Below are 8,711 nucleotides of genomic sequence, written 5' to 3' on the forward strand. Positions count from 1 at the left end.
GCCGGCCCCCCCCCCGCCCCCGGCCCCCCCCGGGTCCCCGCCCCCCCCCCCCCGCGCGCCCGCCCGGGGGCGCCCGCGCGCGGTCGTGGTCACGGCCGGACCAGGCAGTACAGCTGGTGCCCGGCGTCGTGCAGCCGGTTCGCGAAGCCCTGCCACTCGTGCGGGGGGATTGATCCACAGGCCCGTGACCTGCGGATCGCTCTGCCACTCGCTGTTCCAGGAGCCGCCCGACCGAGAGGCGACGGGCGACTGGATTAAGAGGACTCATTTGGGGAGTCTGCGGGTGCAGATGATGCCCGCCAGGGAGGGTTGCCTTGCCGGGCCTTGCTATCGTTCGGCCGCGCCAAACACATGCGTACTTCCCGGAATATTAACCTCCTGCTTCTCTCGGTCGAGGTGGTTGGTGTACATCTGGCCAGTTGTCGGCTGGATCCCGCCAGAGCGTTCTGACCTCGATGAATCATTCGATGCGGTTTTGCACGATGGATCCATGAAGAAAACTGGCAGCGTGAAATCGGTGAGCCGAGCGGCCGCCGTCGCACTCGGATTGATCGCGATATCAACCGGACTTTCCGGTTCGGCCGAGGCGGCCGGAGATTACGGCAGCAAGATCTTCTCCGTCAACGATCCCTTCTTCCTGGCGAGTGACTCCAATGGGAGGTTCAGTGCCCAGGTCTCGTACGGCAATGGCAACCCGGTCGCGTTCTCGTTCGTCCTGAGTCCGCCGCTGATCGCCATCGCGACGTCGTCGATGAACTGCACGGCATGGCAGTTCCGCGACGGTGCTTCCACGGGGACCGTGGACAATCACGCCAACATCCCGGCCGGGTACTACTGGCACTGGACGTTTCCGACCAACTACATCGGCTTCAACATGGAAGCCAGCGGCAACTGCACCTTCAAGGTCAACTCGGGTGGCGTGCCCGGAACCGCCAACGTCAGGTTCGTCTTCAGGTACGTAGTCGGTGATGGCGGGCTACCGATCATCGCCAACAGCAAGTCCGCGGAAACGAAGAGTGGGTTCACCAGTGTGGTGACGATCAGCCGGTAATGAGTGCTCCATTCTCGTCGTGGCTGATAGTCTGATGCCATGAGGATTCTCGGCACTTGGGATCTGGTCGGTGTTCCGCCCGTCGATCTCCCAGCCTCGCTCGGTGAGCCTTGCATGCGGGTCGGTAGGGATATCCTGCGGGCGATCTCCGGTGACATTCCTGAAGATACCCAGTGGGTGCTCGCCGAGGACAACGAGTACGGCCGGATCCTCCTCCTGGGCCTGCGGGCGGAGAAACTCCAGTTCAGTCGCAGTATCGACCTCGCCCTCCCGGTGAGCCGGCTCACCGCGTCCGCGGCAGAGCTGGTGCAGGATCATCTTGCGGGCTTCGAGTCCATCCAATGGCCGACCTGCCCCGGTCACACTCACCCGATGGTGCCGGCTGTGGATGACACGGGCGCATGGTGGCGGTGCCGCTCCACCAGAAGCAACGTCGTGCCGATCGGCGAACTCCCTCCATCGACCAGGTCATCGTCGGAAACCAGGTAGGCGAAAGCCGGTCGGACGCAACGGCCCGCACATCGGGCGGGGGCGGTACATCGCCCCCTGACAACCACGGGGCCCTCACCGTCGAACCGGTCGGTCCGGCTCGGTGATGGCCGGGCGGGTACGCCGCACAACGGCCGGCGGCTTCGCCCCACCGAGCTCTTGCCCGGTGGGGCGAAGCCGCGCGAAGCGCGAGCCGGGGCCCGCCGACAGCCCGTTCCCGCTCCAGCGCCTGGATCGGCGCGTCCGGTTCCGGTTCCGGTCCCGGAACGTGGCCGTGGCGGCCGGGGCACTCACGACCTCGGGGACGGCTTCTGCGCTCGGACTCGGGAGGACTGACGATGTGTTGGCGACCGCGTGATGTCGGCGGTCGATGAGCCTGAACCCTTTGTAGGTCGGCGAGTGCCATGCAGCGGGTCAACGGCTTTGGCTGCGCGGAGTGCCGTCCTTGCCCGGGCAGCGCCACGAGCGGTCACGGAGCAACCGCCATCGACTTCGATCGTCCGCGCTCCCAGCCCCGCGCAGGTTCGGCAGATTCCTGGCTGGAACACGGGATCATGGCACTTGGCACACTCGGAGTATCGCGACGCCGCTGTGGGTGGCCGGGTTGTGCGGGCGGGCGGCATCTTGCGCTCCAGGCGGTAGCGGAGCACGGCTACCGCCGAGTGAACCGGGGTGGGCAATCCTGGCAGCAGGGCATGGGCCAGATCGGCTGGGGTGCTTCCGTGCTCCAGCCACTGGGCTACCAAGGGGGCCAGCTCGTGTGCTTCGGCTTGTCCGAGGTGTAGGCGCGGCTCCGGTCGGACTACCCGGAACAGCGTGGCCACCGCCTCGCAGCTCTGCTTGTCGGGCACTTTCGGAGGGTCCTTCTCTCGCCGCCCTCCCATCTTGTCGACGCTGGTCGGCTCGTTGCTCTCCTCCGCGGGGAGGGAGGTTCCTTGCTCCAGGTTCTTTTTAAGGGCGCCAGCATCACCGGTGGTCGCTTCACCGGAGACCGGACGGGTGGTACCTGGCAGCGCCAGCTGCGGGGTGTCGTAGATGTGGGTCTCGGTGCGGATCGTGCCGTCGGGCATGCGGATCTTCTCGACGCGGTAGTACCCCGCGTCGGAAAGCTCCCTCAGGGCTCGGCGGACGGCCCCACGGCCCTGGGGGCTGGTGTCGGCCATGTGTCGGCCGTCCTCGCGCCAGCCGTCGGGGCGGGAGAGGAGGTCCGCGAGCGGACCGCGGGCGGTGTAGCTCAGTCGCCGGTACTGAAGCACGGCGTTGGGCAGCACGGTGAAGTTGCGCACGTGGGCGCTACGATGGACGCGCATCGGGAGTTTCTGCTCCTGTTGCCGGACCCCGGGGTGTTAGCGCACCGCCGGGGTCGCCTATTTTCGGTTGGACTACGGAACGTAGCACAACGCCCGTTCCCTCAAGGTGTGTTCATTGAAGCCGACCTGGCCGTATGCGTGGTCGGCCACCGGCGGGGGAACGCCGTCCCCGTATGCGCCACGGCCAGGCGGGCGACGCCGTCTATCGCGTGGCCAGAAGTTCTCCGCTCTCGACGGCCTCGCGCAGGACGGCAGCGAACTCCTGCGGCAGGAGGTTGACCGCGTCGAGAGCGTTGGTGCTGAGGGGGATCTCCTCCAGGATGTACTCGCCCCGGCCCTCCTGGCTGAATTCGGGGCCGGTGCGGTCCTCGAAGCTCCACTTCTCGATCGTGGCCAGGTAGAAGGTCTCGCGGTCGGTGTCGGTCTGGTGGGTGTGGAGGATGCTGACGATCTCGGCTTCGCCGGCGATCTCCTCTCGGATCTCGCGTCGGAGGGCGTCCGCGGGGCCGGCGTCGGTCGGCTCGATCTTGCCGCCGACGATGACCCAGTACGGATCGATGCCGGGGCGGATGCGTTTGATCAGCAGCATGGTGTTGTTCGGGGTGAGGAGGACGGCTCGGACGCGGTGCTGCATGGTGGTCTGTTCTCCTGTTCGGTGGGACGGCCTGGTCAGTGGAGGAGCCAGCCTCCGTCGACGTGCAACGACTGGCCGGTGACGAAGGACGCGCTCGGGCCGGCGAGAAAGGCGACTGCGGCGGCGACATCCTCGGGGCGGCCCCGGCGCGGGACGCACTGGCGGCGGATCTGGTCCTCGGGCCGGGCGCGGTGGTGGGTGGGTAGGTCGTTCTCCGCCTCGACCTGGATGGCCCCGGGTAGAACAGTGTTCACGCAGATCCCAGCCGGTCCAAGTTGCCTGGCCAGCGACCTGGTGAGGCCGAGCAGGCCGGCCTTCGCCGTGTTGTAGGCAGCGAGGTCGGGGCGTCCGGTGCGGGCGTTGACGCTGCCGATGTTGACGATGCGGCCCCATCGGCGGGCGGCCATGCCGGGGGTGATGGCTCGGCAGGTGCGGTAGTGGATGGTCAGGTGGACTCGATGGCGCGGGCCCAGCGGTCCTCGTCGAGTTCGTTCCACGGGATGCGGGGGTAGGCGCCGGCGTTGTTGACGAGGATGTCGATCGGGCCGAGTTCGGACTCGACCTGGCCGACCAGCACGGCCACGGCGGTCGGGTCGGTGAGGTCGGCGCTGATCTCGATGCCGGTGCGGCCTTCGCGGCGGACGTCGCCGAGCACGGTGCGTGCCTGGTGGATCTGCGCCAGGTGGTTGACGGCGACGGAGGCCCCGGCGCCGGCCAGGGCCCGGCTGATCGCGGCGCCGATCCCGGTGGCTCCGCCGGTGATCAGGGCCGCCCGGCCTTGGAGCGGGAGGGCGGCGATGGGGAGCTCAAGCAGAGGCGTGGTCATCGTCGGTCCAATCGTCGCGGCCGCTGGTCGGCGCGGGGTGGGTGCGGGTGAAGGCCTCGCCGACGGCCTCCGGCTGCTGGGTCTCGGCGAGTTTGGCGAGTAGCAGGAGCAGGTCGTGGCCGGTGAGACGGGAGGGTGGGATCACACCGAGGATCCGCAGGGCGAGGAAGTGGCGGATCTGGGTGAGGAAGCTGTCCGGGTCCAGGCCGGCGGCCGGGCGAGGTCGGCGTGCACGCGTTCCAGCCGGCGGTTGATCGCCGCGTGGCGCCCGGCCCCGACCGGCCAGGTGTAACGGACCTCCAAGCGGCGGTGTCGCTCGTCGTGGTCGACGTGTTCGAGGTGCGGGGTGGTGATCGGCGGCAGGTGCAGAGGCAGCGTGTGGGCGTAGATGTCGGGCTGATAGGTCGGGACCAGCCAGCCGCCCATGCCGACCAGGTACCAGAGCAGGATGGCGATTTCTCCGGCGAGCGTGTTGCGTCCGGCGTACTGGAAGTCGAGCCAGCACAGCGGGTGCTGCTGGACGGTGGTGCGGTCCAGCAGCGCGGACAGGTAGGACTCCAGGTGGACCGGTAGGCCCAGAGTGTTCACCGGTGCGGTGGCCGGCTGCCGCAGCGGCCAGCGGTGGGCGAGCGCGATCCCGTCGAGGCGCCGTTCCAGGTGCAGGCGGCTGTGGTTGTTGTCGACGATCTCTTGTGCGAGCGCGGCGATCCCGGCCGCGCCGCGACGGGCCTTGACGGCGTCGCGCTCGATCACGTCCTCGGGCCCGGCGGTGCCGCGCTCGGCACGGACCTCGGGTGTCGCATCGACGTAGACGACGGTCAGTTGCTCGCCGAGCTTCCGTCGCAACTCGGCGGTGGCGTCCTGGTCGTGCAGGGACTCGATGGTGACCCGGTCCAAGAAGTGGTGGGCGGCGCAGAACCGGTCGAGGCCGTCGATCAGCAGTTCCGCCCGCACTACAGCAGGGATCTCGTACGGGGAGGCGATGCCGGCACGCTGGGCGGCGTCGTCGATCAGGTGGCCGATCTTGAGCCGGGCGTATCCGTGCCTGATTCGTAGGTACTCACCCGTCGTGCTCTTGCCGCTCTCCGACATGCCACCGAGCGCGACCACCCGCACCCCGGGCAGCGCGCCGGGCGGAACGAGCGGGGTGATCGGGTGCAGGCGCCGGCGAAGCTCGTCCTGGACGGCCACGACCCGGCGTTCGCCGATCACGACGGTCTCGGCCCACCTGCCTTCGTCGACAAGCCTGTGCATCTGCAGATGGAGGTGCCGCTGGTAGTCCGCGTAGATCGGGGTGACGTGCCGTTCGTGGGAGAGGCTGCGTGAGGTGCCGATCACCGGGTCGTCGTCGTGGAGGAGCACGATGCCGTACTCGGCCGCCCGAAGGTCGATCGCGTACGGCTCCAGCAGCGTGCGGGCCCTCTCTGCGGCCGCGCCGGAGCTGAGCGTTCGCGCACCGCGACGGTCGCGGCCAGGGAGGCTTCCAGCATCGGGATCCCCCGGTCCATCAGGCGCACGGGCGCGGTGCTGAGCCTCCGGGAGCGCTCCAGGTAGGAGCCGGCGAGGACGTCGGCCACCTCTTCGATCGGGCCGCGATCGAACCACCACGTGCCCATGCCCATGGACTTGATGCCGTCCCAGCGCGGGTCGTGGTCGTCCAGCGGCCCGGTGGCTTGGGCGGCGGGGCCGAGGCGGCGGGACAGGACGCCGATCTGCTTGGTCTTGCCGACGTTGTCGGGGCCGCTGAACGCGATCGTGACGGACGGGGAAGGCGTGGGGTCGTGCTCAGGGGAGATGGACACGATTTCCTCCGGGTGCGCTGCACAAGGTCTCAGGGGGCGAGCGGCTCTCGGCCGGGCGCCACGAGGGTGCCCGGCCGAGAGCCGGATCGGGCTACCGGCCCGGGTGCGGCGGCTGAGGAACCGGCGGCGCGGGCGGCGGAGGCGGCGGAGGTTGCGGGGCCTCCCAGGTCAGTGCGGCGTTTCGCGGCATGGCGGATCTCCATTCGGTGCGATGGGTTTCCGGTCTGGCGGTCGCCGAGGCCGGCGGACACGGGCGGCACCGGCTGCGGGGGTTCGCCCGGAGCCGCCCCGACCCGCTCCGGGCGGCTGTGCCGTGGATGCCTGGGCGGGAGTTCAGGGGTCATGCAGGCGGCGGCGTGTCCGGAGCCGCTTGCGAGGATCGGGTGACGTTCGTGGCGCCCACCTGGTCGTGGCGCCGGCCGCTCACCTCTGCTCCACGGAGATATCGGCCCACATCGTCTTGCCGTACGGGTCCAGCTCGATGCCCCAGAGAGCGGCCAGGTTGTCGACCAGGAACAGGCCGCGGCCGGACTCCGCTTCGTGTCCGGCGAGGACCAGGACCGGTAGGACGCGGGATCCGTCCCGTACGGAGATGCGCACAGCCTGGCGCCTCCGGTTGGTCACTCGGGCGATGTCGACCCGCATGGTGCTCCGGCCGCTGCTGATCCTCGCCGCGTTGGAGACCAGCTCCGTGACGATCAGCGCCGCTTCGCCGTCCAAGTGGTCAAGCTCCCAGCGCGCGAGGTTGTCGCGCACCAGCTTTCGTGCCGTCGATGCGGACTGCGGCTCGCACGGCAGCTCGGTCGTGACACGTCGTACGAGTGGTTGCGTCCTGGTCGGCACCTCGGTCGTCACGTCTGCTCCTGATCGCCAAGGCTGCGGTGCCATGACAGCGGGGGCTGTCCCGGCGGCAGCGGTCGGAGTCGGCCGCCCCGGGTTGCCCGGAGTTGGTGTCGGATTCGTGCTCCCGGCCGGCTGACTCCAAGTCAACCGGCATTCCCTTGTCCAAGTCGCGCTCTGGGAGGGCCGGTTGTCTTTACCGTGGTTACCGCCCCCCGGCACAGAGGAAGGGACTGGTCATGGCACAGCCCGTGACGAATCACCAGCTCGAAGCGGCCATCATCGACGCTGACCTGACCTTCGAGGCTCTCGCCCGGGGCGTCGTGCGAGTGGCGGCCGAGGTCGGCGTGCACCTGCGGACGAACCCGTCGACCGTCCACAAGTGGCTGCGGGGGCGCCGACCCTGGAGGCGACACCCCCGCCTTCATCTGTGAGGCGCTCTTTCGCAAGACGGGACGGATCTACACCGCTGGCGATCTCGGGCTACGGTCGGTGGAAGAATCCGATCCGGGCCTTGGGCTGTCCGTCGGCCCCGACCCGGTGGGCGTCCTCGCACGGGTGTGGAGGGCTGATTTGGACCGTCGAAAGTTCCTCGCCGCCTCGGCGTACTCCGTCGCCGCGATGCACCTGCCGTTGGCGTATGTCCACGAGAGCGCGGAGCGCACAGCAGCCGTTCGAAGCGGCGCCGTCGCCGGGGCCGCCGAGGTCGCCGCAGTCCGCGACATGATCAGCATGTTCACCGAGATCGACGAACGCCACGGCGGCCAGCACGGCCGATCCGCCCTGATCCAGTACTTGCGATCCGAGGTGGCCGGCCTGTGTCGGGGCACCTTCCGCACCCACGAGGACCGTCGACAGATGCTCTCCGCCGCAGCCGTCGGAGTGCACCTGGCCGGCTGGAAGGCGTACGACGCCGGCGAACAGGGCCTCGCCCAGCGCTACTACCACCAGTCGTACGCGCTGGCGGTCGAGTCCGGGATCGTCGGTCACGACGCCTTCGTCCTGCGTACCCTGGCCCAGCAAGGCATGAAGCTCCGCCACCCCTCCCAGACCTTTGCACTGTCCGAGACCGCGCTGTCCCGTGTCGCCGGCCGGGTGGACGCCGCGACCGAGGCCCTGTTCACCATCACCCATGCCCACGGCCTGGCCGCCACCAGCCAGCGGCGACCGGCCGTCCGGCCGTTCAGCGTGCCCGCGACCTGCTGGAGGCCGCCGACGGCGAGGGCATGCCGTACTGGGCCCGATCCTGGGGTCCGGCCGGCGCCACCGTCAATTCCCGTAGTGCGAAGGTGTTCTCCCGGCTCGGCGACCGCAAGGGCGCCGCCGAGAACTACGCGGCGGCAGCCGCCACCCGCCCGGCTACGACGTACGCACGCATCCTCGCTCTCGACCTGGTGGCCCAAGCCAAGATGGAACTCGCCGGCGGCGGCATCGAGCAGGCGTGCGGCACCTGGAACCGCGCGCTCGACGCGATGACCGGCTTCCAGTCCGTCCGGACCCGTCGCGCTGTCGGTGAGATGCGCAAGAGCCTCGCCCAGTCCAAGAGCCGAGGCGTCGCGGCGGCCCAGGAACTGGACGAGCGCGCTGCTCTCTTCCTGGCCTGATCACGGCAGACGGCGGTCGGGATGCCTTCCCGACCGCCGGAATCGGCATCGAACCGACAGCAGCAGCGGTCGAGCGCAAGTCATAACCGGGCGCCGGCGGGGGCCGCGGGGCCCCCCCCGCCGCCCCCAAAACCCGTAACGGGAACCCCCCCCCC

Annotated in this window: 11 protein-coding genes and 1 pseudogene; 4 read left to right on the forward strand and 8 right to left on the reverse strand. The window is 69.4% G+C overall.

Annotated features, from left to right (window positions below; translation table 11 throughout):
• The first annotated feature begins 403 nt into the window (after positions 1-403).
• Positions 404-1,051, forward strand: coding sequence for a hypothetical protein (locus tag ACFVYI_RS07590; protein ID WP_387882221.1), 648 nt, complete (start codon positions 404-406; stop codon positions 1,049-1,051).
• 39 nt (positions 1,052-1,090) lie between these two features.
• Entirely contained in the window at positions 1,091-1,540 is a 450-nt protein-coding gene (locus tag ACFVYI_RS07595; RefSeq protein ID WP_387882222.1) for a hypothetical protein, read from the forward strand.
• Positions 1,541-1,830: 290 nt separating this feature from the next.
• On the opposite strand, the gene ACFVYI_RS07600 is transcribed toward ACFVYI_RS07595, so the two are convergent.
• From ACFVYI_RS07600 to ACFVYI_RS07630, 7 genes and pseudogenes are all read right to left on the reverse strand, one after another.
• The gene (locus ACFVYI_RS07600) at positions 1,831-2,826 is read right to left on the reverse strand and encodes a hypothetical protein (RefSeq protein WP_387882223.1); all 996 of its coding nucleotides are present in this window, start codon (positions 2,824-2,826) and stop codon (positions 1,831-1,833) included.
• Between the two features lie 226 nt (positions 2,827-3,052).
• Positions 3,053-3,484 (reverse strand): NUDIX domain-containing protein, encoded by a 432-nt coding sequence (locus ACFVYI_RS07605; RefSeq protein WP_387882224.1) that lies wholly within the window; start codon positions 3,482-3,484, stop codon positions 3,053-3,055.
• A 35-nt stretch (positions 3,485-3,519) separates the two neighbouring features.
• Positions 3,520-4,310: pseudogene (locus ACFVYI_RS07610) on the reverse strand (SDR family NAD(P)-dependent oxidoreductase).
• Positions 4,291-4,455 (reverse strand): hypothetical protein, encoded by a 165-nt coding sequence (locus ACFVYI_RS07615; RefSeq protein ID WP_387882225.1) that lies wholly within the window; start codon positions 4,453-4,455, stop codon positions 4,291-4,293. The pseudogene ACFVYI_RS07610 and the gene ACFVYI_RS07615 overlap by 20 nt, the downstream one beginning before the upstream one ends.
• Positions 4,452-5,672: a hypothetical protein gene (locus ACFVYI_RS07620; protein WP_387882226.1), complete on the reverse strand. Its 1,221-nt coding sequence runs from the start codon at positions 5,670-5,672 to the stop codon at positions 4,452-4,454. Before ACFVYI_RS07620 ends, ACFVYI_RS07615 begins: the two co-directional genes overlap by 4 nt.
• The gene (locus tag ACFVYI_RS07625) at positions 5,645-6,112 is read right to left on the reverse strand and encodes a hypothetical protein (RefSeq protein ID WP_387882227.1); all 468 of its coding nucleotides are present in this window, start codon (positions 6,110-6,112) and stop codon (positions 5,645-5,647) included. Before ACFVYI_RS07625 ends, ACFVYI_RS07620 begins: the two co-directional genes overlap by 28 nt.
• A 423-nt stretch (positions 6,113-6,535) precedes the next feature.
• Positions 6,536-6,967 (reverse strand): ATP-binding protein, encoded by a 432-nt coding sequence (locus tag ACFVYI_RS07630; RefSeq protein ID WP_387882228.1) that lies wholly within the window; start codon positions 6,965-6,967, stop codon positions 6,536-6,538.
• 224 nt (positions 6,968-7,191) lie between these two features.
• Here ACFVYI_RS07630 and ACFVYI_RS07635 point away from each other — a divergent pair, with 224 nt between their 5' ends.
• Complete coding sequence (locus tag ACFVYI_RS07635; RefSeq protein ID WP_387882229.1) at positions 7,192-7,386, forward strand: hypothetical protein; 195 nt, start codon at positions 7,192-7,194, stop codon at positions 7,384-7,386.
• 49 nt (positions 7,387-7,435) lie between these two features.
• Here the strand turns inward: ACFVYI_RS07635 and ACFVYI_RS07640 are convergent, their stop codons facing one another.
• Positions 7,436-7,993, reverse strand: a complete 558-nt coding sequence (locus tag ACFVYI_RS07640; protein WP_387882230.1) for a hypothetical protein — start codon at positions 7,991-7,993, stop codon at positions 7,436-7,438.
• Between the two features lie 185 nt (positions 7,994-8,178).
• Between ACFVYI_RS07640 and ACFVYI_RS07645 the strand changes: the two genes are divergently transcribed.
• On the forward strand, positions 8,179-8,556 hold the full coding sequence (locus tag ACFVYI_RS07645) for a hypothetical protein (protein WP_387882231.1): 378 nt from the start codon (positions 8,179-8,181) through the stop codon (positions 8,554-8,556).
• Positions 8,557-8,711: the final 155 nt, after the last annotated feature.

This window comes from Kitasatospora sp. NPDC058218 (genome assembly GCF_042882445.1).
Lineage (GTDB): Bacteria > Actinomycetota > Actinomycetes > Streptomycetales > Streptomycetaceae > Kitasatospora.

Bases quoted from the DNA above. Each gene is read 5' to 3' on its own strand.
- ACFVYI_RS07645 (WP_387882231.1), top strand. From the start codon at position 8,179: ATGCCGTACTGGGCCCGATCCTGGGGTCCGGCCGGCGCCACCGTCAAT.
- ACFVYI_RS07635 (WP_387882229.1), top strand. From the start codon at position 7,192: ATGGCACAGCCCGTGACGAATCACCAGCTCGAAGCGGCCATCATCGAC.
- ACFVYI_RS07605 (WP_387882224.1), bottom strand. From the start codon at position 3,484: ATGCAGCACCGCGTCCGAGCCGTCCTCCTCACCCCGAACAACACCATG.
- ACFVYI_RS07595 (WP_387882222.1), top strand. From the start codon at position 1,091: ATGAGGATTCTCGGCACTTGGGATCTGGTCGGTGTTCCGCCCGTCGAT.